We start from the raw sequence: 25,159 nt of genomic DNA, 5'->3' as shown, positions 1-25,159 counted from the left end.
GTCCGCCTCGGTCGCTTGCAAGAAATTCTTGGAAGTTGGCGAGGGCTGGTAACACGTTCATGACGGATTGGGAATAGCAAAAGCGGCCGGTTCACCGCATTGCCGCATTGACGAATTCTTAGCCGTGTCTCCTGCCGGTCTTTTAAATCTTTGCGTGTATAACCGTTTTCGTGGCCAGGACAGCAAGGCCAGCGCTCAAAGCAACAATAGAAGAACGGGGAAATCGATGTCTGCATTGAAGAAGAGAGCCCGCGCGCTCGAAGACGAATTCGCCTACCAGCAGGAATTCATGTTCAAGGCCCAGGCGCGCCGCAATGCGCTTCTCGGTCTGTGGGCTGCCAATACCATGCATCGCCCCGATGGCGACGCCTATGCCCGTGAACTGGCCATGGCCGATGTCGGCGCACCGGATGGCGCCTTCAATCGCGTCCGCGCCGACCTTCGCTCGGCGGGCGTCGACTGTCCCGACGAGGAACTGCGCGACCGCATGGTCGTGATGCTGAAGGATGTCGCCCGGGACATGCGCGGCTACTGAGAAATCCCTTCGTTGAAACGGCCCGCCCATGACGAGGCGGGCCGTTTCGATTGCGAAGGCTGGAAATTCCTAGACGTCGAACTGGTAGCTCACCGGCACGAAGCGGTAGCCTTCGCCGGCCTTCTCCACGAAACCGGCCGCCGGGAACGGCATGTGGTAGCCGATGAAGGCGAGCCTGTCGGTGGCGATCATGTCGAAGACCTTCTTGCGCGTCGCGGCCGCTTGAGCCTTGTCCATGTCGAAGCGCACCTCCCAGTCGGGCCGCTGCAGCGAGAGCACGAAGTGGTTGGCGGTATCCGCCGTCAGGATCAGCGCCTTGCCCTCCGATTCGACGCGGAAGATCATGTGCCCCGGCGAATGGCCGAAGGCGTCGAGCCCGCGGATGCCGGGCACGACCTCGCCCTCGTCCTCGATGAAGGTGAGTTTTTCCGCCAGCGGCTGCACCTTGGCGAGCACGCCCTGGTGGCCCTGTTCGGCCGGCGTGCCCATGCGCTCGGGGTTGACCCAGAAATCATATTCCGTGCGGCCTGTGACGTAGCGCGCATTCGGGAAGGCCGGCTTGCCGCCCTCCATCAAGCCGCCGATATGGTCGCCATGCATATGGGTGATGACGACGACGGAGACCTGGTCCGGCGTGTAGCCGGCATAGTTCAACCCTTCGACAAGGCGCCCCATGCCGTCCGCGCGCCCGCCTTCGCCCATGCCGGTATCGAAGAGCACGACCTCCGATCCGGTATCGACCAGCGTCGGCGTGAAGCTGTTGACGAAGCTGTCGGCCGGCAGGAAGTTTTCCGTCAGCAGCGCACCGACGGCCTCGGCGGACTGGTTGGTGCCGAATGTCTCGTTCGGCGCGCCGGAGGGGCGCATGCCGTCGCGCACCGTCAGCACGCGGAAGCTGCCGAGCTTGAAGCTGCGGGTCTCAAGGGGGCTTACGCGCCTGTCGGTGGCGTCGCTTTCCGATTGCGCGAGGGCGGCGGCGCGGTTCAGCACCAGCGGCGCGGCCAATGTGCCGATGCCGGCGGCGAGAAACAAGGACCGGCGCGAGATTGTCGAATGGTCTCCCATGGAACTTCCTCTTTGGTGAAGGGCTGCCTTGCCGGTCTACCTCCGGCATCGGCATGAAGATGACACGCGTCCATCTAGGGCGCTGTCACGATCCGGGCACGCGGCATCACGGGCTTGTGATGCCCAAATGGGGGGCCGGCCGTTCAGCGTGCCCCTTGCTTTGGCTCGCCGTCTTGCATGTCGCCCCCGCAAGACCGCCGCGCCCTTTTGCACAGGCCGGCCTCGATGCCCATCCGCATGATTTGACAGATCGCAACGAGGGGCGCAGAAGACGGGCGGGCCTGCGCAAGGGCCTCGTACCCCGATTTGCCGATGAACCGTATCGTCCCGCTCATCCTTGCCGTCGCGCTCTTCATGGAGCAGATGGACTCCACCGTCATCTCCACCTCGCTGCCGGCCATCGCGGCCGATCTCGGCGTGGGGCCGATCACGCTCAAGCTGGCGCTCACCTCCTACATGGTGTCGCTCGCGACCTTCATTCCGCTCAGCGGCTGGATGGCCGACCGGTTCGGCGCAAAACGCGTCTTCCGCCTCGCCATCCTCGTCTTCGTCGCCGGCTCCATCCTCTGTGCGGTTTCCGGCAGCCTCCTGGCCTTCGTCGTCGCGCGCTTCCTGCAGGGCATGGGCGGGGCGATGATGACGCCCGTCGCGCGCCTCGTGCTGGTGCGCAGCACCTCGCGCTCCGAACTCGTCTCCGCCATGGCGCTGCTGACCATCCCCGCCCTCGTCGGCCCGCTCGCAGGCCCACCGCTCGGCGGCTTCATCACCACCTACTTCTCCTGGCACTGGATCTTCCTGATCAACGTGCCGGTCGGCATCATCGGCTACGTGCTTTCCGGCATCTACCTGCCGGATATTCGCGCCGCCGCGCCGCCGCCGCTCGACTGGCTCGGCTTCGTCCTGAGCGCGGTGGCCGCCTCAGGCACGATGTTCGGCCTCTCGGTCGTCAGCCTGCCGGCCCTGCCGCCCGTCATCGGCGTCGTCGCCACCCTCGTGGGACTTCTCTGCGGCGTGCTCTATGTGCGCCACGCCCGCCGCCACCCGGCGCCGCTGCTCGACCTCCGGCTTTTCCGCGACAGCGCCTTCCGCGCCGCCTCCATCGGCGGCACGCTGTTCCGCATCTCGGTCGGCGCGGTGCCCTTCCTGATGCCGCTGATGCTGCAGGTCGGCTTCGGCCTCTCGCCCTTCCAGTCGGGCCTTGTCACCTTCACGGGCGCCATCGGTGCCATCACCACGAAATTCCTCGCCAAGCGCGTTCTGACCTTCGCCGGCTTCCGCACGACGCTGATCGTCGCCAGCATCTGCGGGGCGATCCTCACCTTCGTGAACGGCCTCTTCACGCCCGCAACGCCCTTCTGGTTCATGGCCGGCGTGCTCCTGATCGCGGGTTTCGCCCGCTCCTTCTTCTTCACCAGCGTCAACGCGCTGTCCTTCGCCGATATTCCCGATGCGGATGCCAGCAAGGCGACCTCGATGAGCGCCGTGCTTCAGCAGATCAGCCTGGCGCTCGGCGTCGCCGTCGCCGGCGCGATCCTCGAAATCGAAACCGCGATCACCGGTTCGCCGCTCGAACTTGAGGATTTCCAGACCGCCTTCATGATCATCTCCGCCCTGACGCTCGCCGCCGTCCTGCCCTTCATCACCATGGCCAAAAACGCCGGCGCCACCGTCTCCGGCCATCGCCTGCCGGCGCGGGAGGAAGAAACGGCGGCGGTGAAATAACCTCACCCCGCCCCATCCCGCGGATCGGCGCGGCCTATTCCGTCCTCTCGCAGACGGCGGCGAGCTTGTTGCCGTCGGGATCTCGGATGAAGGCCGCGTAGAAGCTGGCGTGGAACGGGCGCAGGCCGGGGGCGCCCTCGTCGATGCCGCCGGCGGCAAGGGCTGCGGCGTGGAAGGCGTCGACGGCGGCACGGGTCGGGGCGACGAGCGCGATGGTCACGCCGTTGCCGAAGGTGGCCGGTTCACGGTTGAACGGCTCCACCACCCAGAAGCGGCAGCGCACGTCATCCCTTCCCGCGTAGCCGATCTCATCCGGCGCCTGCTTCTGCCTGATATAGCCGAGCAGCGGCAGCACCGCATCATAGAAGCGGCCGGCGCGTTCCAGATCGTTCGTGCCGACGGTGGTATAGAGCAGCATCAGGCGTCCGCGTCCGCTTCCGTCTCGGCCGCCCCGTCCCTCGCCTTGCGGCCCTTGAAGCCCTTGGCGAGCAGGAACATCTCCACCGATTCGGCGCGCGAGGCACCCGGCTTCACATGGATGACCTGCTTGAAATTCTGCTTGAGCATGTTGAGCAGCTCGCGCTCCGTGCCGCCCTGGAAGGTCTTGGCCAGGAAATGACCGCCTTCCGCCAGCACCTCGACGGCGAAATGCGCGGCAACCTCGCACAGATGCATGGTGCGCAGGTGATCCGTCTGGCGGTGGCCGGTCGTCGGGGCGGCCATGTCGGAGATGACGAGGTTCGGCGTGCCGCCGACCGCCGCGATCAGCTTCTCCGGCGCATCGGGCTCGAGAAAGTCCATCTGGAGGATGGTGACGCCCGGCAGCGGGTCCATTTCAAGGAAGTCGATGGCCGCGACGCGCGGATCGGCATCCGTCGAGCCGGTCACCTTGGCGGCGATCTGCGACCAGCTACCGGGCGCCGCGCCAAGATCGATGATGCGCTTCGCGCCGGCGAGGATGTTGTGCTTCTCGTCGATCTCCAGGAGCTTGAAGGCCGCGCGGGCGCGATAGCCCTCCAGCCTGGCGCGCTGCACATAGGGATCGTTGATGTGGCGTTCGAGCCAGCGGCGCGAGGAGGCCTTCAGCTTGCCCTTCTTGACCTTCTGGCCGAGCTTGCGGCCGGTGCGGTTACCGCCGACGGGGGGCTTGGTCATGACGCCTGTCCTTCGGGCTTTGCCGGGTTGCGGGGCCCGCCGCGATGATTGCGGCGGTGGCGGCCGCGGCGCCAGACGCCGTCATCGGCCATCATGTCGGTGAGCAGGCCTTCGCGCAGGCCCCGGTCGGCGACGCGCAGGCGGCGCGAGGGCCAGCGCTTGCGGATCGCCTCCAGGATGGCGCAGCCGGCGAGCACGAGGTCCGCCCTGTCGGGCCCGATGCAGGGATTGGCCGCGCGGGCGGAGAAATCCCAGGAGAGGAGCCGCGCCTGCATGGCCGTCACCTCGTCGTCCGAGAGCCAGACGCCGTCCACCCGGCGCCGGTCATATCGCGGCAGGTCGAGATGCACGCCGGCAAGCGTCGTCACCGTGCCCGAGGTGCCGATGAGATGGAAATCCTCCGGCGCCACGCGCACCACATCGCCCGGGCAGTCGAAATTCGCCAGCATGGCCTCGACCTCCGACACCATGCCCGCGAAGCTCTCGGGCGTCACGTCCCGCCCGCCATGGCGCTCGGACAGCGTGACGACGCCGACCGGCAGCGAGGTCCAGTGGGTGATGTGGTTGGCGAGCCGGCTGGAGCGGTTCTCGCCGATGCGGATGACCGCGATTTCCGACGAGCCTCCGCCGATATCGAAGAGCACGACCGATTTCGCCTCGCGCCCGACCAGCGAGGAGCAGCCGGACACGGCAAGCCGCGCCTCGGTCTCGCGGTTGATGATCTCAAGGTCGAGACCGGTCTCCTGCCGCACCCGCTCCAGGAATGCCTCGCCATTGATCGCCGCACGGCAGGCCTCGGTGGCGATCAGCCGGGCGCGGCGGATGTTGCGGTTCTTCAGCTTGGCCGCGCAGATCTTCAGGGCCTCGACGGAACGGTCCATCGCCTCGTCGGAAAGCCGGCCGCTCGCCGCAAGTCCCTCGCCGAGGCGCACGATGCGCGAAAAGGCATCGACGACCCGGAACTGGCCGGGCCGCGTCGGCTGGGCGATGAGAAGGCGGCAATTGTTGGTGCCGAGGTCGAGCGCGGCATAGAGCGGTGCGTCATAGCCCTCGCGCTCGGCCGGTCGCGGAGCCGAGTGCACCTCCCGGCGCGGTTCCGGAGCGTGCGAAACGGGCCGGGTCTCGACGGCCTGCGCGGTCGCGGGATGCGGGACAGCCGCCTCGGCGGCGACAGGCACGGTACGCGCAGCCGCCTTCTTGCCGCGATGCTTGCGACGGCTCCTGCGGCCTTCCGCCTGGCGCTGGTCCTCGCCGGAGGCTTCCCGCTGGCCGACGGGGGCAAGCGGGCGCACGTTCTCGGCGCCGGCAGCCTTGCCGCGCCGGCGACGCTTGTTCCTGCGCGCGGTATCGCCACCGTCTGTGGCCTTGGGGCGCTCAGCCGATCCGGACGAACCGGCCGCCTGGCCTGCGGACAGGGACGCGGCAGAGGGACTGGTCGCGCCCTTCTGCTTGCCCTTGCGGCGGCGCGACCGCTTCGGTCGCCCCGCATCGCCCGCATCTCGCGCCCCGGAAACGGGCGGCTTCACGCCGCTGTCGGGGTCGTTCACGTTACTGCCTATGGCGCCGCGCAAAGCTTCAAAGCTGCAAGCAGGCGCTCTCTCGATCTTCGTTGCCGCGACATTACCAGCGCCCGGCCCGTTCGCCAAATTCTTTTTATGACGGAACCGCGATGCACGGCCAGGGACAGGGCAGATGCATTTTTCCCGAAAAAACCATTTGCATCTCGCCGCCTTTTGTTTATAAGCCCGCCTCACAGGCACCGGCCAAGCCGGCTTCGCCCCTGCTGGGGAATAGTTCAACGGTAGAACGACGGACTCTGACTCCGTTAATCTTGGTTCGAATCCAGGTTCCCCAGCCAAACTCCCCCAGAAACAAGTGATCTGCTTTGCATGCTCCCTTGCCAGCGGTTTTTCCGGCTGGCACGTTGCTTCTGTGTGATTCCCATCTGCGTGGAGGAAAGCCCATGGCGCACAAGTTTGAGATCTACAAGGACAAGGCTGGCGAGTTTCGCGTCCGCTTCAAGTATAACAGCGAAGTGATGTTCTCCACGGAAGGCTATTCCAGCAAGGCCAGCGCGCAGAACGCCATCGATTCGATCAAGAAGAACGGCCCCGGCGCGCCCGTCGAGGACAACACCACGTCGCAGGCCTGATCGATCCCGTCCTTCGAAAGGCCCGCCGGTTCCGCCGGCGGGCCTTTTGCGTTTCGATGCCGCAATATCGCGATGACGACCAAAGACGGTGCTGGCTTCCCGCAAGCTTCAATGCCCGTCCGGGAAAGTGAAGCCGTCTTGGGCATTCGCGGCTTTCTCGAACCGTCGGGAGCGGATGACGCGCTGCGCCCGCCTGACGGCGAGCATCTTTGGCTTTGAGGAAGGAAAACGATGGTCCCGAAATGGAAAAGCCTGCCGCGGGAGGAGGTGCGGCAGGCTTTCCGATAGAACCGAATGGCGACTGGGAGGAGGAGTGCCGCCATTCCCGCAGTCGGCCCTGGGAGGAGGAGTGGGCCTTCTGCAATCATCGAAGCGTCGTGGGAGGAGGTACGTTGCTTCGATAAGTATGACTATAGCTGATTCCTGATTATTTGATAGGCATCGTTTTGCAGGGCAGCTATGCGTTATGCGCGTAGCGTATGTCTCAATACCGTCGAATTGCCCGATCGCACCGCAATCTCTTCGCACATGCAAAAACACCCGCCGGAGGCGGGTGTCTTCGAATTCTGCCGGGTGGCGGCGTGTCGGTCAGAAGCCGACGGCAGCGCGTGCGACGGCCTTGATCTGCGAACGCTCGATGCCGAGGTCGCGCAGTTCGCGCGCGGTCATGCGGTCGAGTTCGTTGACGGTCTGACGGTACTTGCGCCAATTGCTGAAGGAACGTGCCATGTTCATGATGATCCCCTTTCCGGAGGTTCTCTGTTCGGCACCGGTCCGTGGCGCCGCGTCTTTCGATGGCCGTCTTATAGGCTTATGCTGCAATGCAGAACAGCGCCAAGCGAGCACGCCACCCATGCATTCGGCGCATGGGTCTGGTCATCTTCTGTTAAGGTTGCGCCCCGGCAGGATGACTGCTGCAGCGGCTGTTTTCTGTGAAAAATACGGTTTTCTCGGCCGGCGTCATGGCAAAACCGGGCGAAGGAGGCCCATTTTCCCTCCGCTGATGTCAAAAAATGCCCATCCGCGTCATCTACGGACTTTGCAAATCACCACAGCAAAAGCGCTTCGCACTTTGCCCGGACTTGCTCTAAGAAGGCGTCCCGCGGCAGCGCCGCCCTTTCGACGACGGAACGCCATGAGCGACAATCTGCAGGCTCACATACGGGGCGACGTGCTCGCCCATGTCTCCGGCAATCTGCGCCGTCTGCGCCAGGCGGCCGGGCTCAGCCAGGCGGCGCTGGCGCAGGCCTCCGGCATCAGCCGGCGCATGATCGTGGCGGTCGAGGGGGGCGATGCCAATATCAGCCTGTCGAGCCTCGACAAGCTGGCCGCCGCCATGGGCGTGCGCTTCGTCGATCTCGTGCGCGACCCGGCCTGCGCACCCTCGGCGGAGATCAACGAGGTGGCGTGGCGGGGGGCAGAGGCGGACAGCACCGCCATCCTGCTCGGCACGGCCCCGGCGACGACGGAGGCGCAGATGTGGTTCTGGTCGCTCGGGCCCGGCGAGCGCTATGCCGCCGAGCCGGATCCGGCCGGCTGGCACGAGATGCTGTTCGTGACCGAGGGCACGCTGCGGCTCGAACTTTCGGGCGCGGCGAAGGAGCTTCCGGCGGGCAGCTTCACCATCTATGCGACCGACCAGGCCTATGCCTATGCCAATGCCGGCACGCTGCCCGTGCGCTTCGTGCGCAACGTGATCTCCTGAGGCTCGGCCCGCCGGCGACATCCAGGCCATGCCGGTGGCGGCGGGAAGGACCGACGGCAGGACGAGCGTCGACGGATCGGGCGGCTCGATGCGCAGCGGGGCCGCGGCAAGGACCATCCCGAACAGCGTGTGCAGGTCGAACCAAGCCCGGCCACGGCGGCGGGGATCGCCGCAGGCACGCCCACCAAGGAAAAGCGTTGCGCCCGTCCGGTGATCGGCTAGGGTCTTGCCGCCGGCAGGAGGGGCCTGCGACCGGTCCGGCTCCGGCGACTGTCGGAACTGGTCGCTGGCGAGTCGCAGACAGGCTGCACTGGCAGGCAAGCAGGCCCTAAAATCGGCCGCAATATTTCATCGGGGTCCAGCACATGGCAGAGTTTCCGCAACAGGCGAAGGTCGTCATCATCGGTTTGGGTGGCATCGTGGGCGCATCGATCGCCCATCATCTCATCGAGCGGGGATGGGACGATATCGTGGGTATCGACAAGTCGGGCGTTCCCACCGACATCGGTTCGACGGCGCATGCCTCGGACTTCTGCTACACGACGAGCCACGACTATCTTTCGGTCTGGACCACCCAGTATTCGATCGATTTCTACGAGAAGATGGGCCACTACGCCCGCATCGGCGGCCTGGAGGTCGCGCGCACCGGCGACGATGCCTGGATGGAGGAGATCAAGCGCAAGCTTTCCTCCGCCCGGGCTTTCGGCACGCGCGCGCACTATGTCTCGCCGGCCGAGATCAAGGAGAAGTTCCCGCTGATCGAGGAAGACCAGGTGATGGGCGGCCTGTTCGACCCGGACGCCGGCCTCGTCGTGCCGCGCTCGCAGACGGTTGCCGGCAAGCTGGTCGACGCCGCCGAAAGATCCGGCAAGCTGCAGGTCTACGGCAACACGCCGGCCCAGTCGCTGATCGTCGAGGGCGGGCGCATCAAGGGCGTCGTCACCCATCGCGGCACGATCATGGCCGACCATGTCATCGTCTGCGCCGGCATCTGGGGCCGCCTGATCGCCGAGATGGTCGGCGAGGACCTGCCGGTCATGCCGGTCGACCATCCCCTCACCTTCTTCGGCCCCTACAACGAGTTCGAAGGCACCGGCAAGGAGATCGGCTTCCCGCTTTTGCGCGACCAGGGCAACTCCGCCTATATGCGCGATACGGGCGACCCGAAGACCACCGAGGGCGGCCAGATCGAGTGGGGCTATTACGAGACCACCAATCCGCGCCTGTGCCATCCGCGCGACATTCTCGAAAAGCACGAGGCGCGCCTCTCCCCCTCGCAGCGCGACCTCGACATGGAGCAGATCCTCGAGCCGCTCGAAAAGGCCATGGAGCTGACGCCGATCCTCGGCGAGCTCGGCTATAACGAGGGCCATTCCTTCAACGGCCTCCTGCAGGTTTCCGCCGCCGGCGGCCCCTCCTGCGGCGAGAGCCAGAAGGTGCGCGGCCTCTGGTACTGCGTCGCCATCTGGGTGAAGGACGGCCCCGGCTACGGCAAGCTGATCGCCGACTGGATGACGGACGGCCGCACGGAGATCGACCACAACTCGATCGACTATGCCCGCTTCTACCCGCACCAGCTCGAAGAGAAGTTCATCGAGGGCCGCACCTACGAGGCTGCCCAGAAGATCTACTTCCCGGCCGTGCACACCCGCGAGCCCTATGCCACCGGCCGCAACGTCAAGCGCTCGCCCTTCTACGAGCGCGAGGTCGAGCTCGGCGGCTACTTCATGGAGCTCGGCGGCTGGGAACGTGCGCATGGCTACGCCGCCAACGAGCACCTGCTGGAAAAATACGGCGACCGGGTGCCGGTGCGCGAGAACGAATGGGACAGCCGCCATTTCTGGCGCGTGTCGAATGCCGAGCATCTGGCGATGAGCGAGGATTGCGGCATCGTCAACCTCTCGCATTTCCACATGGTGGATATCGAAGGGCCCGACCATGTCGAGCTGCTGGAATGGCTCTGCGCGGCCAAGATCGGCGGCGACGCGAATATCGGCAAGGGCATCTACACCCACTTCCTCGACGACGAGGGCATGGTGCGCGCCGACTTCACCGTCTTCCGCATGGCCGACCGCTGCCGCCTCGTCAACGGCGCCGATGCCGGCCCGCGCGACTTCCACTACATGAAGCGCGTCGCCGAAGACCGCGGGCTCGACGTCACCATCACCGACGTCTCGGAGAAGTTCATCACCATCGGCATCTGGGGGCCGAACGCCCGCGAGACGCTGAAGAAGGTGGTGGCGGATCCGGCCGGCCTCGATATCGGGAACTTCCCGTTCGCCGCGATCAAGCCGATCGAGATCGCCGGCAGGCCGGTCACCGCCTTCCGCATCTCCTATGTCGGCGAGCAGGGCTGGGAGCTGCACATGAAATACGAGGACGGCCTTGCCGTCTGGGATGCGCTGCGCGCCACGGGCGTCATGGCCTTCGGCGTCGAGACCTATGCCAATTCGCGCCGCATGGAAAAGAGCCTGCGTCTCCAGAACGCCGACCTTCTCACCCAGTACAACCTCATCGAGGCCGATCTCGCCCGCCCGAAGGTCAAGGAAGCGGATTTCCGCGGCAAGGCCAAGCACCTGGAATACAAGGCACGCGACCACCAGCCCGCCATGCTGTGCACGCTCGTCATGACGGACAATACCGACAGGAACGGTGTCAAGCGCTACCCGCTCGGCAACCTGCCGGTCATCGACCCCGCGACCGGCGAGGTGCTGGTCGACGAGCTCGGCCGCCGCTCCTACACGACCTCCATCGCCTTCGGCCCGACCGTCGGCAAGAACATCGCGCTCGCCTACCTTCCGCACGCCTATTGCCAGGAAGGCCGCAAGCTTGAGATCGAGTATTTCGCCGAGACCTACCCGGTCGAGGTGGTCGGCATCGGCTACAAGCCGCTGTACGACCCGGAAAACCTGAAGCCGCGCACGTAAAACGCCGCCCCGTCAAACGACGGGGCTGCCGGCCCCTTTTGTTGACAAACCGCGCCCCCTCCCCGTCATCCTCGGCCTTGAGCCGAGGATCCAGGCGGCGAGCGAGGTGTGGATGGTCGGGTCAAGCCCGACCATGACGGAAGAGAGGTTAAAACCGCCGGTCTCAGAACGACGTCACGCCGTTACCCGCAGCCGCGACGGCGGCGGTGCCGAGCACCAGGATGGGCGTGCCGTTCTGCACGCGGTCGTAGAGATCGATGACGTCCTGGTTCAGCATGCGCACGCAGCCGGAGGAGACGGATTTGCCGATCGTCCACCATTCCGGAGACCCGTGGATGCGGTAGAGCGTGTCTTCCTTGTTCTGGAAGATATAGAGCGCGCGGGCGCCGAGCGGGTTCTTCAGGCCCGGCTCCATGCCGCCGTTCGCGATGCTGTAGGGCTCCAGCTCCGGCTGGCGGGCGACCATCTCGTCCGGCGGGGTCCAGCGCGGCCATTGCCGCTTGTACTGGATGACGCCGCGGCCGGCCCATTCGAAGCCGGCGCGGCCGAGGCCGACGCCATAGCGCATGGCCTGGCCGTCCTCGTAGGTGAGGTAGAGGAAGTGGTTCGCCGTATCGACGACGATGACGCCGGGGCGCTCGCCGGTCGGGTTCGGCACCATCTGGCGATAGAAGCGCCGGTCGATCTTCTGGTAGGGAATGGCCGGCAGCGGGAACTGCTCGTCCGGCTTCGGCCCGTACATGGCGGCGTAGATGCTGGTATCGACCGGTTCGGGCTCGACGGCGACCCGCTCGCGCACCGGCGTCGTGCAGCCGGCCAGAACGGTGGTTGCCAATCCCGCCCCGCCAAGCAGGAAGGATCGGCGGCTTACGCTTTCACCAGTCAATACATGTCCTCGCGTCAATCGTCATAGGGATCGGCCAAGGCGGCTTCGGGCCGGCTGACCGGATATTTCGTGCGCGAGATGCGGGCGGCCAGGCCCTTCGCACCCTGCTGCTTCAGGAGCGTGCGGAAGCTCGGATGCATGCCGCCGTCCATATAGGCAAAACTCGACACCGTCGTCGTGGTGGCAAGCGCCGCATCGAGCCTCTTCTGTTCCGCGCCGAGCTTGGCGACGAGATCGGTCGCCGGCTCGCTCACCGCCGCCGGGCATTGCGCCAGCGGATCGCTCGGCTCGCCGCCGTCGAATTCCGTGTTGAAGACATAGCGGCCGCCGCAGACGGAGACCTTCGGCTGCTTGCGCGTGAAGGCGAAGGCATCGTAGCCCTCCTTCAGCGTGCGCCAGAACGGCATGTTCGGATCGCCGCGGTGCTTGGCCATGTTCTGCGTCGTCATGCGGAAGGGATAGGCCTGCACCTGGAAACGCTGCTGCCCGCCCTCCAGCGCCCGCTGCACGATGGCGTAGATCTCGCCGACGCCCTGGTCGGTCATCGCGTAGCAGCCGGAGGACGAGCAGGCTCCATGCACCATCAGCGCCTCGCCGGTATAGCCGAGCGCCGATTCCAGCCTGTTCGGATAACCGAGGTTGAAGGAGACGTAATATTGCGAGTTCGGGTTCAGCATGCCGGCCGAGACATGGTAGAAGCCTTCCGGCGCCTGGCGGTCGCCGCTCTTCTTCTTCGGGCCGAGCTTGCCGGACCAGCGGCACATCGGATAGGTCTTGAACAGCGCATACTGGCCGCTCGCATCGACCTTCCAGACCTCCAGCTCGCTTTCCTGCTTGAAGATGCGCACCAGAACGGGGCTTTCCGGCCGCATCTTCTTCTTCGCCATCTCCGCCTTCACCTTGCTGGAAAGCTGCGGCGCCTCGGCGAGCGAGGCGACATCCATGGCCATACAGCCGGCAAGCAGGCCGCCGGCGACGGCGGCGGCGACAAGCCGCGCAAGAAGCGGCAGGCGCAGGCGGGCGGTTTCACGGGAAAGACGATGGCGAAGCGCAAACATGGGTCGTTTTCGGTTGTTGGAGGTCCGGGCGCGCCGGTTCGAGGGGCGGCGCATCTCGGGATACAGATTCCAAGCGATTGCTTAGAACTTCGTTAATCTTGTGGCCGCGAGCGGCCCAGCGCGGCATCATGCCCCGGCATGCACCCCGAATCCGAAGCACCAGCCGCCGCGGGAGCATAAAACCTCAAGCCCCTTGAGCATCAAGTCCCGATCTATCGATTTTCGTCGGGCGACGATCACACGGCGAACAACAAATCGTTAGCGGATACTTTCCCGGGCACCGGACCGGGCCGACGGCAAGGAAGACTTGATTTGCCGACAATCCCGGCACATCTGTGGCGTAGCTACATTCTAAGAGGCAGAGGCGATGCTGACGATCGGCGATCTTTCCAAGGCCACGGGCGTCAAGGTTCCCACCATCCGCTACTACGAGCAGATGGGCCTCATCTCCCCTGCCGAGCGCTCGGAAGGCAACCAGCGGCGCTATTCCAGCGAGGAGCGCGAGCGCCTCGCCTTCATCCGCCATGCGCGCGATCTCGGCCTCACCATCGATGCCATCCGCGCGCTGATCGATCTCAGCCAGCACCCCGAACGCCCCTGCCGCGATGCCGACCGCATCGCCGCCGAACAGCTCGCCACCGTGCGGCGCAAGATCGCCCGGCTGCGCAAGCTGGAGGCCGAGCTGGAGCGCATCACCAGCCATTGCCATTCCGACCAGATCAGCGACTGCTACGTCATCCGGGCGCTCGCCAACCACGACCTCTGCCACGACGATCACGACTGAGCGCGGTCAGGCGCCCGCAAGCAGTCTCAGCTTCCGAAGCTGGGTTTCGCGCGGCTCGTGCATGTCCAGCATGCCCTGCAGCCGCCCGTCCGCACGGATGAGGAAGAGGCCGACGGTGTGCTCCATCGTGTAGCTGTCCGAGGCGGTCGGCACCTTCCTGTAGAAGGCCGAAAAGGCATCCGCCGCCTTCTTCGTCTGGGCCGCGTCGCCGCGAAGCGCGATGATGCGCGGATCGAAGGAGGTCATGTAGAGCTTCAGCAGGTCCGCGGTGTCGCGCCCGGGATCGATGGAGATGAAGAGCGGCGTGATGCGATCCGCCGCCGGGCCGATGTCCTTCAACAGGCCCGACAGTTCGAAGAGTGCGGTCGGGCAGACATCCGGGCAATGGGTAAAGCCGAAGAAGACCAGATAGGGTTTTCCGGCCAGATCGGCGGAGCGGAAGGGCTGGCCGTCGACGGTCTCAAGTTCGAAGACACGCCGTTTTGTGGCCTCGCCGGACGGCGCCCTTGCCGCGACCGTCACGGCGACGATCGCGGCAAGACCTGCGGCAAGGCCAAGGAGCGTCCGGCGCCTCATCCCCTGATCGGCCGCAGGAGACGGAGCGCATTCAGCGTGACGAGCACGGTGGCGCCGGTATCGGCGAGGATCGCCGGCCAGAGGCCGGTGATGCCGACGACGGTCGTCACCAGGAACACGCCCTTGAGGCCGAGCGAGATGACGATGTTCTGGACGATGTTGCGCATGGTGCGCTGCGACAGATCCGTCATCAGCGCGACGTCGCCGACGCGGCCATGCAGGATGGCGGCATCGGCCGTTTCCAGCGCCACGTCGGTGCCCCCGCCCATGGCGATGCCGACATTGGCGGCGGCGAGCGCCGGGGCGTCGTTGATGCCGTCGCCGATCTTGCCGACGACATAGCCTTCGCGCTGCAACTCGCCGACGATGCGCTGCTTGTCCTCGGGCATCAGCTCGGCGCGCACCTCGATGCCGAGTTCCGCGCCGACGGCTTTTGCCGTGCGGGCATTGTCGCCGGTCAGCATGATGGTCCGGATACCGGCATCCTTCAGTGCCTTGAGGCCGGCGGCCGCATCGGGGCGCGGCTCGTCGCGCATGGCGATGGCGCCGGCGAGCACGCCGTCGACCACCAGCATGGAGACGGTCTTGCCGTCGTCGTTGAGCGCGGCGGTGGCGGTCTTCACCTCGTCGGAAAGCGTCACCGTCTCGGCGACGGCCCTGGGCGAGCCGAGGAAGACCTCCCTGCCCTCGACGGTGGCGGCAACACCCTTGCCGCCGAGCGCCCGCGCGCCGCCTGCGACCGGCGGCGCGATGCCCTCCGCCGCTGCCTTGCCGAGAATGGCGAGCGCCAGCGGATGGCTGGAGCCGGCCTCCAGCGCGGCGGCAAGGCGCAGCACCTCGTCGGCCAGAGTCGAGAAGGCGACGATGTCGGTGACAACAGGTTTGCCCTCGGTCAGCGTGCCGGTCTTGTCGAAGGCGATGGCGGTGAGCTTGCCGAGGCCTTCCAGCACCGCGCCGCCCTTCATCAGGAGGCCGCGACGGGCGCCGGCGGAAAGCGCGGCGGCGATCGCCGCCGGCGTCGAGATGACCAGCGCGCAGGGGCAGCCGATCAGCAGCACGGCAAGCCCCTTGTAGACCCACTCGCTCCACACGCCGCCGAAGAAGAGCGGGGGGATGATCGCGACAAGCGCGGCGACCACCACGACGCCGGGCGTGTAGTATTTGGAGAAACGGTCGATGAAGCGCTCGGTCGGGGCCTTGGATTCCTGGGCCTCCTCGACCAGCTTGACGACGCGGGCGATGGTGTTGTCCGCCGCCGCCGCGGTGACGCGCACGCGCAGGGCCGCTTCGCCGTTCACCGTGCCGGCGAAGACGGTATCGCCGACCTCCTTGCGCACCGGCGTGCTTTCCCCGGTCACGGGCGCCTCGTCGATGGCGCTCTCGCCGTCGATGATCGTGCCGTCGGCGGAAATGCGGTCGCCGGGGCGCACGAGGATGACCGCGCCGACGGCCAGTCCCTCGGCCGGCACCTCCGTCGTCCGGCCGCCGTCTTCCAGAAGCGCGGTCTTCGGCACGAGGGCGGAGAGCGAGCGGATGCTGTCGCGTGCCTTGCCGGCGGCGACGCCCTCCAGCAGTTCGCCGACGAGGAAGAGGAAGACCACGGCGGCGGCCTCCTCGGTCGCGTTGATGATCACGGCACCGACGGCGGCGATGGTCATCAGCATCTCGATGGAAAACGGCGTGCCGGCCAGCGCGGCCATGATGGCGCGCCGGGCGATCGGCACGAGGCCGACGAACATGGCGATGACGAAGGCATAGGTCTCGATGGCCGGGAAGAGATGGCCGACGCCGTAGGCGACGACCAGCGCCGCGCCGGCAAGGATGGTCAGCCGCCCCTTCCTGCCCTTCCACCACGGCCCTTCGGAGGGGCCATGGTCATGGCCATGCAACCCCTCGACGGCCGACGCCTTCGGCTTATGGTCGTGACCGGCATGATCATGGCCGTGATCGTGCTTGTGGCCGTGTCCATGGTCGTGGTTGCAGCCGGGGCCGTGCACATGTTCTGCGGCAGACTTTTCCGCGTCCTCCGCGGCCGGCGTCACCGAATAGCCGAGCCCGGAAACCTTGCGGCGGATCGCCTCCAGGTCGCTGGTCGCATCGTGCTGCACGCGCATGGTGCCGGCGGTGACGGAAACGGAAACCTCCGCAACCCCCGGCATGCGGCGCACCGCCGTGTCGATCTTGCTGGCGCAGGAGGCGCAATCCATGCCGCCCACCCGGAACCGGGTCTCTTTCACATCGGACATCGTAGATTCCTCTTTCGTCTCGTGAAGAGGTTCTACGACCTCTAGCGACTAGAGGTGCAAGAGCGAAAAACGCGAAATCGCGCAAAAAGAGGTGCATTGAAATCCATGGCCGCGCTGTGCTACAGAGCCCCCACTTATTGCAGGTTTCATCTGCTGGTTGGGGAGGACGCCATGTCTTGCGACGCCCTCTTCCAATCGGGGATGGGCTCGGTCGACGCCCCCCGAACGGAAGAACGCTTTTCGATGTGTGCCCCGGCGGCACGCTCTGGCTTTGACGCCGTTGCGCCGACCCGCCCCGTGCGGCCGGTCAAGACGCCGCGCCTGCCTGCTCTTTTCCCGACGAGACACCGCGAGCGGGGCAACAGCGCGAAAGCGCTGTCATATCGCCGTGTCCGCACGACGATACCGTAACTTCCGGCTCCCTTTCCGAAATCCACGCGAGAGCGGGAGGTCTGCGCCTCCCTCGCCTCGCGTTTCTATCGCGTTGCCGGCTTTTGCCGGCGGCCGGCACACTCCAAGAAGACAGGTCCAGCATGTCCCTGACGACACCCTATTATCTGATCGACAAGTCGAAGCTGCTCGCCAACATGGAAAAGATCGCGCTTCTTCGCGAACGCTCCGGCGCCAAGGCGCTGCTGGCGCTGAAGTGCTTCGCCACCTGGTCGGTCTTCGACTTCATGCGCGACTACATGGACGGCACGACCTCCTCCTCGCTCAACGAAGTGCGCCTTGGCCACGAGCGCTTCGGCAAGGAGACGCATGCCTATTCCGTCGCCTATGCGGACTATGAGATCGACGAGGTCGTCAGCCACGCCGACAAGATCATCTTCAACTCGATCGCCCAGCTCGACCGTTTTGCCGACAAGGCCGCCGGCATCGTCCGGGGCCTCAGGCTCAATCCCGGCATCTCCTCCTCGAGCTTCGATCTCGCCGATCCGGCCCGCCCCTTCTCGCGCCTCGGCGAATGGGATGTGAACAAGGTCGAGCCGGTCATGGACCGCATTTCCGGCTTCATGATCCACAACAACTGCGAGAACGGCGATTTCGACCTGTTCGACCGCATGCTCGGCGTAATCGAGGAGAAGTTCGCGCCGCTCCTGAAGAAGGCCGAATGGGTGAGTCTGGGCGGCGGCATCCACTTCACCGGTGAAACCTATCCGCTGGAAAAATTCGCCGAGCGGCTGAAGCGCTTTGCCGGCGAATACGGCGTCGAGGTCTATCTGGAGCCGGGCGAAGCCTCGATCACCAAGTCGACCACGCTCGAAACGACGGTGCTCGACCTTCTGAACAACGGCAAGGACCTTGCCATCGTCGACTCGTCGATCGAGGCCCACATGCTGGACCTGCTGATCTACCGGGAGAAGGCCAAGCTTTCCCCGAACACCGGGCCGCACCGCTACATGATCTGCGGCAAGTCGTGCCTGGCCGGCGACATCTTCGGCGAGTTCGATTTCGAGAACGAACTGAAGGTCGGCGACCGCATCTCCATCCAGGATGCGGCCGGCTATACGATGGTCAAGAAGAACTGGTTCAATGGCGTGAAAATGCCGGCGATCGCCATCCGCGAACTGGACGGCGAGATCAAAACCGTCCGCGAATTCACCTACGCGGACTATGAAGAAAGCCTCTCCTGAGGCGTCCTGAACGGGTAGAAGGAGATATAACCCGAAATGAAGAAGAACGTGCTCATCATCGGCGCCGGCGGCGTCGCACAGGTCGTGGCGCACAAATGCGCCCAGAACAACGACGTGCTCGGCGACATCCACATTGCATCGCGCACCAAGGCGAAGTGCGACAAGATCATCGCGTCGGTCCATGAGAAGAAGGCGATGAAAGAGGCCGGCGTGCTCGAAGGCCATGCGCTCGACGCCCTCGATATCGAAGCGACCAAGGCGCTGATCACCTCCACCAGGTCCGAGATCGTCATCAATGTCGGCACCGCCTTCCTCAACATGTCGGTACTGCGCGCCTGCATGGATACGGGCGTCGCCTATATCGACACCGCGATCCACGAGGAGCCGGGCAAGATCTGCGAGACCCCGCCGTGGTACGGAAACTACGAGTGGAAGCGCGCGGCCGAATGCGAGGAGAAGGGCATCACCGCCATCCTCGGCGCCGGCTTCGACCCGGGCGTCGTCAACGCCTATGCCAAGCTCTCCAAGGACGAATATCTCGACAAGGTGACCGACGTCGACATCGTCGACATCAATGCCGGCAGCCATGGAAAATACTTCGCCACGAACTTCGACCCGGAAATCAACTTCCGCGAATTCACCGGCGTCGTCTATTCCTGGCAGAACGGCCAGTGGCAGACGAACAAGATGTTCGAGATCGGCAAGGATTACGACCTGCCGGTCGTCGGCACGCGCCGCGCCTATCTCTGCGGCCATGACGAGGTGCATTCGCTGGCCAAGAACATGGACGGCGCGAACGTACGCTTCTGGATGGGCTTCGGCGACCACTACATCAATGTCTTCACCGTGCTGAAGAGCCTCGGCCTCCTCTCCGAGCAGCCGGTCAAGACCGCCGAGGGCCTCGAAGTCGTGCCGCTCAAGGTCGTCAAGGCCGTGCTGCCGGATCCGGCGTCGCTCGCCCCCGGCTATGAAGGCAAGACCTGCATCGGCGACTATGTGAAGGGCCTGAAGGACGGCAAGGAAAAGACCGTCTTCATCTACAACGTGGCCGACCACAAGGAAGCCTATGAGGAAGTCGGGTCGCAGGGCATCTCGTATACCGCCGGCGTGCCGCCGGTCGCCGCCGCGATGCTCGTGGCCACCGGCGAATGGGACGTGAAGAAGATGGCCAACGTGGAAGAACTGCCGCCGAAGCCCTTCATCAACCTGCTGAACCGGATCGGCCTGCCGACCCGCATAAAGGACGAGGACGGCGACCGCGCCGTCAGCTTCTAAGCATCAAGACCGGCCGCGCCTCCTCTCGCGCGGCCGGCCCCTCCGCACGACCCGGTCGTTGTGGAACGCGCGCCGACCGGCTACGAAGAGCCAGGACCAACCGGCGGCGGCGGAAGAATGAATCGTTACCCCATGTTCAGCCCGCAGCTTCTGATCAGCTTCGTGGCGGTCTGCGAAACCGCGAGCTTCACGCGTGCGGCCGACCGGGTGTCGCTGTCGCAATCGACCGTCAGCCAGCAGGTGCGCCGGCTGGAGGAACTGCTCGGCAGGGCGCTGTTCGAGCGCACCTCGCATGAAGTGCATCTCACCGAGGAAGGCATCAAGCTGCTCAGCTATGCCCGCCGCATCATCGCGCTCAACGAGGAAGCGCATGACGCGCTGACCGGCCCGTGGCGCGACGGGGTGCTGCGGCTCGGCATGCCCGAGGATTTCACCGTGCCGACGGTGGACCTGCTCGCCGCCTTCAAGCGCGAACATCCGCATCTGCGGCTCGACGTGACGAGCGGGCTCAGCCCCGATCTTCACCGCGCCTACCAACAGGAAGAGCTCGACCTCGTGCTCGTCAAGCAGCGCCGGGTGCACCTGCCGCGCGCCGCGCGGCCGGAGCCGCTGCTCTGGCTCGACAGCAAGGCGCATCCCGCCATCGAGCAGTCGCCGGTGCCGATCGCGGTCTTCCCGGTGAATGGCCTTTACCGCGAGGAACTGTGCGGTGCGCTCGACAGGCTCGGCATCCGCTGGCGCGTCAGCTACAGCGGCGGGGGCCTCGCGGCACTGGCCGCGGCGTCCGCCGCGGGGCTCGGCATCAGCCTGCTGCCGGCAAGCTGCCGCCTGCCCTCGCACCGCGTGCTCGGCGCTGCCGAGCGCCTGCCGCCCGTCAAGGATTTCGAACTCGCGCTGTTCTACCGCGACACCGCCACGCCCGTGGCGCTGGACCTTGCCGAACGGCTCATCGCTTTCTGCGGGCTGGTGCGCTGAGCCCCGCCAGTGGGAAATCGAATAGCCAGCATTTTCAAATGTCGCTGCCATCAGGCGGCCGCGTTTCCTAGAATGGCACCATCCATTCCATGCTTGACGAGGAGACGATGTTGCAACACGCCGTATCGCAGAGCCGCAGGGCCTTCCTGAGCCGCACAGGCCAGCTCACCACCGCGGCCGCCGTCGCCGGCTTGACCGGCGGCGTGAGCCGTGACGCCGCAGCCAAGACGACCGATTGCGGTCAGGAGAACACCGTGACGTCTGTGCAAGACAGCCATTACCTCATCGCCGACGTGCGGCTGGAGGAGGGTTTCGAGAAGGACGGCGACGTGATCGTCGCCACCCGCACGGCGCTCCACACGCTGGAAATCAAGGACGGCAGGATCGCCGCGCTGCACGGCGCCGGCGCGAGCCTGCCGGCGGGCCTGCCGACCTACCAGGCGAACGGCCAGTTGGCGCTGCCCACCATGCGCGACATGCACATCCATCTCGACAAGACCTTCTATGGCGGTCCCTGGCAGGCCCCGCGCCCGCGCCAGGGCAAGACGATCATGGACATGATCGCGCTCGAAGAGACGCTGCTGCCCCAACTGCTGCCGACCTCCGTCGAGCGCGCCGAGGGCCTCATCGCCCTCGTGCAGTCCAAGGGCAGCACGATCGCCCGCAGCCATTGCAACATCGATCCGGTCAGCGGCCTGAAAAGCCTCGAACACCTGATGCTGGCGCTGGAAAAGCACAAGGACGACTTTACCTGCGAGATCGTCGCCTTCCCGCAGCACGGGCTCCTGCATTCCAAGGTGGACGGGCTGATGCGCGAGGCGATGCAGTTGGGTGTCGACTATGTCGGCGGCCTCGACCCGACCAATGTCGACGGCGCCATGGAAACGTCGCTCGACGCCATGTTCCAGATCGCACTCGATACCGGCAAGGGCATCGACATCCACCTGCACGAGACGAGCCCGGCGGGCGTCGCGGCGATCGACTACATGATCGACACGGTGGAGAAGAACCCGGCGCTGAAGGACAAGGTGACGATCAGCCATGCCTTCGCGCTGACGACGCTGTCGCCGGAAAAGCTGGAGGAGACGGCGGCCCGGCTTGCGGCGAACGGCATGACCATCGCCTCGACCGTGCCGATCGGCGGGCTGATGATGCCGCTGCCGCAGCTTTCCAGGGCCGGCGTCTTCGTCATGACCGGCACCGACAGCGTGATCGACCACTGGTCGCCCTTCGGCAGCGGCGACATGCTGGAAAAGGCCTATCTCTACGCCCAGCTCTATCGCGGCTCGGACGAGTACCATCTGTCGCGCGCACTCGCTATCTCGACCGGCGGCGTGCTGCCGCTCGACGAGGACGGCAACCGCGCCTGGCCGAAGCCCGGCGACGAGGCCGGCTTCTCGCTGACCACGGCAAGCTGCTCGGCCGAAGCCGTCGCCCGCCTGCCCGCCCGCACCGCGACGTTCCACAAGGGGCGCCTGGTTTCCGGCGGCGTGGGGAAGGCATCGAGCTGACGACCGGGATCGAGGTTGGCGCCGCCCCCGGATTGCGCACACACCCTCGCCCCATCCACCATTGTCATCCTCGTCCTCGGGTTGAACCCGAGGACGAGGATGACGGAGGAGAGGTTGGCGGACTTGATCCGCACAAAAAGGCCGGCGTCCTGCGCCGGCCTTCTTTCATTCCGCGAAGGTCTTCCAGCGCGTCGGGCGGAAGCGCAGCACCGTGCCGGTCGCAGCCGACGCTTCCAGCGGCACCTCGATCTCGACATGGTGCGCCTCGCCGGGCTTGCCGATGTCGAGATCGGCGATGCGGGTTCCGGCAAGGCGGCGGGAGGTGGCCACGCGGCCTTCGAGCGCGGGGGCTGCCGGATCGGCGACGAGGGCGACGTCCTGCGGGCGGAAGAAGAGCGTGCCGTTGCCGCCCTGGATGTCGCGCGGCTTCGGGGCAATGCCGATCGGTTCGTCCTGGAAGAGCATCGCGCCGTCCGTCACGGTGACGGGAAGGCTGGCGCTGTCGCCGATGAAGGAGAAGACGAAGGGCGAGTTCGGACGATCATAGACATCGTCCGAGGAACCGACCTGCTCGATCGCGCCCTGGCTCATCACCACGACGCGGTCGGCAAGTTCGAGGGCTTCTTCCTGGTCATGGGTGACGAAGACCGTGGTGTGCCCGGTGCGATCGTGGAACTCGCGCAGCCAGCGGCGCAGCTCCTTGCGCACCTTGGCATCGAGCGCGCCGAAAGGCTCGTCGAGCAGCAGCACCTTCGGCTCGATCGCCATGGCGCGGGCGAGCGCCACGCGCTGGCGCTGGCCGCCGGAAAGCTGGTTCGGATAGCGCTTTTCGAGGCCCGAGAGCTGCACCATCTCCAGGAGCTCGCCGACGCGGCGGCGGATCTCCGCCTTGTCCGGCCGCTGTCCGCGCGGGCGCACGGTGAGGCCGAAGGCGATGTTGTCTGCGACCGTCATGTGGCGGAAGAGCGCATAATGCTGGAAGACGAAGCCGACATGGCGTTCCTGCACCGTCCGGTGCGAGGCGTCCTCGGCGCCGAAATAGATCTTCCCGAGGGTCGGCTGCTCAAGGCCGGCGATGAGGCGCAGGAGCGTCGTCTTGCCGGAGCCGGAAGGGCCGAGAAGCGCGATGAGTTCGCCGGAGCGGATGTCGAGCGAGACATCGTTGAGCGCCGGGTATCGGTCGAATTCCTTGCGGATGTTTTTTACACTGACGTCCATACGGGCGTGCCTTTCAGGTCAATGCTTGCGGCCGGCGGCGATTTCCGCGCCGTAGTGAAGTTCGAGCACCGTCTTGACGACGAGCGTGACGAGGGCGAGCGCGGCGAGGAGCGAGGCCACCGCGAAGGCGGCGACGAAATTGTACTCGTTGTACAGGATCTCGACATGCAGCGGCATCGTGTTGGTGAGGCCGCGGATATGGCCGGAGACCACCGAGACCGCGCCGAACTCGCCCATGGCGCGCGCATTGCAGAGCAGGACGCCGTAGAGCAGGCCCCACTTGATGTTGGGCAGCGTCACGTACCAGAAGGTCTGCCAGCCGGAGGCGCCGAGCGACAAAGCCGCCTCCTCGTCGCCCGTGCCCTGCTCCTGCATCAGCGGGATCAGCTCGCGCGCGACGAAGGGAAAGGTGACGAAGACGGTGGCGAGCACGATGCCCGGCACGGCGAACAGGATCTCGATGCCGTGGCTCTTGAGCCAGGGCCCGAGCGCGCTGCCGGCGCCGAAGAGCAGCACATAGACCAGGCCGGAAATGACCGGCGAGACGGAGAACGGCAGGTCGATCAGCGTCGTCAGGAACGCCTTGCCCTTGAACTCGAACTTGGCGATGGCCCAGGCCGCCGCCACGCCGAAGACGAGGTTGAGCGGCACGGCGATGCCGGCGACGGTGAGCGTCAGGCGGATCGCGGCCAGCGTATCGGGATCGTCGAGCGAGAGGAAGAACTCGCCCGCGCCCTTGCGGAAGGCCTCGATGAACACGGCGACGAGCGGCAGGATGAGGAAGAGCGCCAGAAAGAGGAAGGCGACCGCCATCAGCGTATAGCGTGCAAGCGGCGCCTCCGTCGTCGGGGAGCGCAGGCGAAAGGACCTATGCGCCATGGCCGTACCTCCGGCGGTTCCAGGCCTGGACGAGGTTGATGAACAGCAGCATGGCGAAGGAGAGCCCCAGCATGATGGTGGCGATGGCCGCCGCCGCGCCGTAGTTGAACTCTTCCAGGCGGATGACGATGAGCAGCGGCGCGATTTCCGAGACGTAGGGAATGTTGCCCGCGATGAAGATGACCGAACCGTATTCGCCGACGCCGCGGGCGAAGGCGAGCGCGAATCCCGTCAGGATCGCCGGGGAGAGACCCGGCAGCAGGATCCGGGAAATGGTCTGGAAACGGCCCGCGCCGAGCGTCGCGGCCGCCTCTTCCACCTCGCGGTCGATCTCCTCCATGATCGGCTGCACCGTGCGCACCACGAAGGGCAGGCCGATGAAGATGAGCGCGATGACGATGCCGGTCGGATTGAAGGCCGCCTTGATGCCGAAGAGGTTGAGGACCTGGCCGATCCAGCCGTTCGGCGCGTAGAGCGCGGCAAGCGAGATGCCGGCGACGGCCGTCGGCAGTGCGAACGGCAAATCGACGATGGCATCGACGATGCGCCGGCCGGGGAACTCGTAGCGCACGATGACCCAGGCGACGATGACGCCGAAGACGACATTGACGAGCGCGGCAATGAAGGCCGTGCCGAAGGAGACCTTCAGCGCATTGAGGGTGCGCTGGTCCGAAAGGATGGCGAGGAATTCCGCGCCCGATAGCCCGGCCGAGCGCCAGACGAGGCCGGCCAGAGGGATGAGGATGATGAGGGTCAGATAGGCGAGCGAAAAGCCGAGCGTCAGTCCGAAACCCGGAATAACGCTCGGCTGTCTCAGTCGCCACCGCCCGGAAGAAGCAGCAGCAGAAGTCGTCAA

At 65.8% G+C, this 25,159-nt stretch carries 22 protein-coding genes and 1 tRNA gene; 11 read left to right on the top strand and 12 right to left on the bottom strand.

The window, feature by feature from the left end:
- Positions 1-226 precede the first annotated feature (226 nt).
- A complete protein-coding gene (locus EV665_RS12020; protein ID WP_064329163.1) occupies positions 227-535 on the top strand; it encodes a DUF1476 domain-containing protein in 309 nt (102 codons plus the stop codon).
- 69 nt (positions 536-604) lie between these two features.
- On the opposite strand, the gene EV665_RS12015 is transcribed toward EV665_RS12020, so the two are convergent.
- Entirely contained in the window at positions 605-1,600 is a 996-nt protein-coding gene (locus tag EV665_RS12015) for an MBL fold metallo-hydrolase (RefSeq protein ID WP_064329162.1), read from the bottom strand.
- A gap of 312 nt (positions 1,601-1,912) precedes the next feature.
- On the opposite strand from EV665_RS12015, the gene EV665_RS12010 reads away from it, so the two are divergent.
- Positions 1,913-3,322: a DHA2 family efflux MFS transporter permease subunit gene (locus tag EV665_RS12010; protein ID WP_064329160.1), complete on the top strand. Its 1,410-nt coding sequence runs from the start codon at positions 1,913-1,915 to the stop codon at positions 3,320-3,322.
- A gap of 34 nt (positions 3,323-3,356) precedes the next feature.
- On the opposite strand, the gene EV665_RS12005 is transcribed toward EV665_RS12010, so the two are convergent.
- From EV665_RS12005 to EV665_RS11995, 3 genes are read right to left on the bottom strand one after another with little or no spacing between them, the layout of a single operon-like run.
- Positions 3,357-3,740, bottom strand: a complete 384-nt coding sequence (locus tag EV665_RS12005; protein WP_064329159.1) for a VOC family protein — start codon at positions 3,738-3,740, stop codon at positions 3,357-3,359.
- Positions 3,740-4,477 (bottom strand): RlmE family RNA methyltransferase, encoded by a 738-nt coding sequence (locus EV665_RS12000; RefSeq protein WP_064329158.1) that lies wholly within the window; start codon positions 4,475-4,477, stop codon positions 3,740-3,742. Before EV665_RS12000 ends, EV665_RS12005 begins: the two co-directional genes overlap by 1 nt.
- Positions 4,474-6,024 carry a Ppx/GppA phosphatase family protein gene (locus EV665_RS11995; RefSeq protein WP_133034299.1) on the bottom strand — a complete coding sequence of 517 codons (1,551 nt, stop codon included), beginning with the start codon at positions 6,022-6,024 and terminating at the stop codon, positions 4,474-4,476. Before EV665_RS11995 ends, EV665_RS12000 begins: the two co-directional genes overlap by 4 nt.
- Positions 6,025-6,261: 237 nt before the next feature.
- Between EV665_RS11995 and EV665_RS11990 the strand changes: the two genes are divergently transcribed.
- Together EV665_RS11990 and EV665_RS11985 are read left to right on the top strand one after the other, a co-directional pair.
- Positions 6,262-6,335 (top strand) — tRNA-Gln (locus EV665_RS11990).
- 105 nt (positions 6,336-6,440) lie between these two features.
- On the top strand, positions 6,441-6,629 hold the full coding sequence (locus EV665_RS11985; RefSeq protein WP_064329144.1) for a YegP family protein: 189 nt from the start codon (positions 6,441-6,443) through the stop codon (positions 6,627-6,629).
- 588 nt (positions 6,630-7,217) lie between these two features.
- Here the strand turns inward: EV665_RS11985 and EV665_RS11980 are convergent.
- Positions 7,218-7,364, bottom strand: a complete 147-nt coding sequence (locus EV665_RS11980; protein ID WP_064496051.1) for a DUF1127 domain-containing protein — start codon at positions 7,362-7,364, stop codon at positions 7,218-7,220.
- Positions 7,365-7,764: 400 nt separating this feature from the next.
- On the opposite strand from EV665_RS11980, the gene EV665_RS11975 reads away from it, so the two are divergent.
- Entirely contained in the window at positions 7,765-8,334 is a 570-nt protein-coding gene (locus EV665_RS11975) for an XRE family transcriptional regulator (protein ID WP_133034298.1), read from the top strand.
- Between the two features lie 365 nt (positions 8,335-8,699).
- A complete protein-coding gene (locus tag EV665_RS11970) occupies positions 8,700-11,261 on the top strand; it encodes a GcvT family protein (protein WP_133034297.1) in 2,562 nt (853 codons plus the stop codon).
- A 163-nt stretch (positions 11,262-11,424) separates the two neighbouring features.
- Here the strand turns inward: EV665_RS11970 and EV665_RS11965 are convergent, their stop codons facing one another.
- Together EV665_RS11965 and EV665_RS11960 are read right to left on the bottom strand one after the other, a co-directional pair.
- Positions 11,425-12,147, bottom strand: a complete 723-nt coding sequence (locus EV665_RS11965; protein ID WP_133034296.1) for a L,D-transpeptidase family protein — start codon at positions 12,145-12,147, stop codon at positions 11,425-11,427.
- A gap of 14 nt (positions 12,148-12,161) precedes the next feature.
- On the bottom strand, positions 12,162-13,097 hold the full coding sequence (locus EV665_RS11960) for a L,D-transpeptidase family protein (protein WP_133034430.1): 936 nt from the start codon (positions 13,095-13,097) through the stop codon (positions 12,162-12,164).
- A 475-nt stretch (positions 13,098-13,572) separates the two neighbouring features.
- Between EV665_RS11960 and EV665_RS11955 the strand changes: the two genes are divergently transcribed.
- Positions 13,573-13,989 (top strand): MerR family transcriptional regulator, encoded by a 417-nt coding sequence (locus EV665_RS11955; RefSeq protein ID WP_064329140.1) that lies wholly within the window; start codon positions 13,573-13,575, stop codon positions 13,987-13,989.
- A gap of 6 nt (positions 13,990-13,995) precedes the next feature.
- Here the strand turns inward: EV665_RS11955 and EV665_RS11950 are convergent, their stop codons facing one another.
- Both EV665_RS11950 and EV665_RS11945 read right to left on the bottom strand, forming a co-directional pair.
- Positions 13,996-14,565, bottom strand: coding sequence for an SCO family protein (locus EV665_RS11950; RefSeq protein ID WP_133034295.1), 570 nt, complete (start codon positions 14,563-14,565; stop codon positions 13,996-13,998).
- A complete protein-coding gene (locus EV665_RS11945; protein ID WP_133034294.1) occupies positions 14,562-16,811 on the bottom strand; it encodes a heavy metal translocating P-type ATPase in 2,250 nt (749 codons plus the stop codon). Before EV665_RS11945 ends, EV665_RS11950 begins: the two co-directional genes overlap by 4 nt.
- Before the next feature lie 533 nt (positions 16,812-17,344).
- Here EV665_RS11945 and EV665_RS11940 point away from each other — a divergent pair.
- The 4 genes from EV665_RS11940 (at position 17,345) to EV665_RS11925 (ending at position 22,206) form a co-directional block, all read left to right on the top strand.
- On the top strand, positions 17,345-18,445 hold the full coding sequence (locus tag EV665_RS11940; RefSeq protein ID WP_064329136.1) for a carboxynorspermidine decarboxylase: 1,101 nt from the start codon (positions 17,345-17,347) through the stop codon (positions 18,443-18,445).
- A 36-nt stretch (positions 18,446-18,481) separates the two neighbouring features.
- Positions 18,482-19,720, top strand: a complete 1,239-nt coding sequence (locus tag EV665_RS11935; protein ID WP_133034293.1) for a saccharopine dehydrogenase family protein — start codon at positions 18,482-18,484, stop codon at positions 19,718-19,720.
- Between the two features lie 117 nt (positions 19,721-19,837).
- Positions 19,838-20,695, top strand: a complete 858-nt coding sequence (locus EV665_RS11930) for a LysR substrate-binding domain-containing protein (protein WP_133034292.1) — start codon at positions 19,838-19,840, stop codon at positions 20,693-20,695.
- Between the two features lie 107 nt (positions 20,696-20,802).
- Positions 20,803-22,206, top strand: coding sequence for an amidohydrolase family protein (locus EV665_RS11925; protein WP_133034291.1), 1,404 nt, complete (start codon positions 20,803-20,805; stop codon positions 22,204-22,206).
- Between the two features lie 165 nt (positions 22,207-22,371).
- On the opposite strand, the gene EV665_RS11920 is transcribed toward EV665_RS11925, so the two are convergent.
- The 3 genes from EV665_RS11920 to cysT are packed head-to-tail and all read right to left on the bottom strand — an operon-like array spanning position 22,372 to position 25,159.
- Positions 22,372-23,424 (bottom strand): sulfate/molybdate ABC transporter ATP-binding protein, encoded by a 1,053-nt coding sequence (locus EV665_RS11920; protein ID WP_064329133.1) that lies wholly within the window; start codon positions 23,422-23,424, stop codon positions 22,372-22,374.
- Positions 23,425-23,442: 18 nt separating this feature from the next.
- Positions 23,443-24,303 carry a sulfate ABC transporter permease subunit CysW gene (gene cysW / locus EV665_RS11915; RefSeq protein ID WP_133034290.1) on the bottom strand — a complete coding sequence of 287 codons (861 nt, stop codon included), beginning with the start codon at positions 24,301-24,303 and terminating at the stop codon, positions 23,443-23,445.
- Positions 24,293-25,159: a sulfate ABC transporter permease subunit CysT gene (gene cysT, locus EV665_RS11910; RefSeq protein ID WP_064329131.1), complete on the bottom strand. Its 867-nt coding sequence runs from the start codon at positions 25,157-25,159 to the stop codon at positions 24,293-24,295. Before cysT ends, cysW begins: the two co-directional genes overlap by 11 nt.

It is taken from the genome of Shinella granuli, from assembly GCF_004341885.1.
In the GTDB taxonomy this organism is placed as follows: Bacteria; Pseudomonadota; Alphaproteobacteria; order Rhizobiales; family Rhizobiaceae; genus Shinella; species Shinella granuli.
This window is presented reverse-complemented; position numbering and strand designations above follow the sequence as displayed.

Excerpts from the sequence above, each read along its gene's own strand:
- EV665_RS12020 (WP_064329163.1), top strand. The coding sequence starts at position 227 with ATGTCTGCATTGAAGAAGAGAGCCCGCGCGCTCGAAGACGAATTCGCC.
- EV665_RS12015 (WP_064329162.1), bottom strand. The coding sequence starts at position 1,600 with ATGGGAGACCATTCGACAATCTCGCGCCGGTCCTTGTTTCTCGCCGCC.
- EV665_RS12010 (WP_064329160.1), top strand. The coding sequence starts at position 1,913 with ATGAACCGTATCGTCCCGCTCATCCTTGCCGTCGCGCTCTTCATGGAG.
- EV665_RS12005 (WP_064329159.1), bottom strand. The coding sequence starts at position 3,740 with ATGCTGCTCTATACCACCGTCGGCACGAACGATCTGGAACGCGCCGGC.
- EV665_RS12000 (WP_064329158.1), bottom strand. The coding sequence starts at position 4,477 with ATGACCAAGCCCCCCGTCGGCGGTAACCGCACCGGCCGCAAGCTCGGC.
- EV665_RS11985 (WP_064329144.1), top strand. The coding sequence starts at position 6,441 with ATGGCGCACAAGTTTGAGATCTACAAGGACAAGGCTGGCGAGTTTCGC.
- EV665_RS11980 (WP_064496051.1), bottom strand. The coding sequence starts at position 7,364 with ATGAACATGGCACGTTCCTTCAGCAATTGGCGCAAGTACCGTCAGACC.
- EV665_RS11975 (WP_133034298.1), top strand. The coding sequence starts at position 7,765 with ATGAGCGACAATCTGCAGGCTCACATACGGGGCGACGTGCTCGCCCAT.
- EV665_RS11970 (WP_133034297.1), top strand. The coding sequence starts at position 8,700 with ATGGCAGAGTTTCCGCAACAGGCGAAGGTCGTCATCATCGGTTTGGGT.
- EV665_RS11960 (WP_133034430.1), bottom strand. The coding sequence starts at position 13,097 with ATGGCCATGGATGTCGCCTCGCTCGCCGAGGCGCCGCAGCTTTCCAGC.
- EV665_RS11955 (WP_064329140.1), top strand. The coding sequence starts at position 13,573 with ATGCTGACGATCGGCGATCTTTCCAAGGCCACGGGCGTCAAGGTTCCC.
- EV665_RS11950 (WP_133034295.1), bottom strand. The coding sequence starts at position 14,565 with ATGAGGCGCCGGACGCTCCTTGGCCTTGCCGCAGGTCTTGCCGCGATC.
- EV665_RS11945 (WP_133034294.1), bottom strand. The coding sequence starts at position 16,811 with ATGTCCGATGTGAAAGAGACCCGGTTCCGGGTGGGCGGCATGGATTGC.
- EV665_RS11940 (WP_064329136.1), top strand. The coding sequence starts at position 17,345 with ATGTCCCTGACGACACCCTATTATCTGATCGACAAGTCGAAGCTGCTC.
- EV665_RS11935 (WP_133034293.1), top strand. The coding sequence starts at position 18,482 with ATGAAGAAGAACGTGCTCATCATCGGCGCCGGCGGCGTCGCACAGGTC.
- EV665_RS11930 (WP_133034292.1), top strand. The coding sequence starts at position 19,838 with ATGAATCGTTACCCCATGTTCAGCCCGCAGCTTCTGATCAGCTTCGTG.
- EV665_RS11925 (WP_133034291.1), top strand. The coding sequence starts at position 20,803 with ATGTTGCAACACGCCGTATCGCAGAGCCGCAGGGCCTTCCTGAGCCGC.
- EV665_RS11920 (WP_064329133.1), bottom strand. The coding sequence starts at position 23,424 with ATGGACGTCAGTGTAAAAAACATCCGCAAGGAATTCGACCGATACCCG.
- cysW (WP_133034290.1), bottom strand. The coding sequence starts at position 24,303 with ATGGCGCATAGGTCCTTTCGCCTGCGCTCCCCGACGACGGAGGCGCCG.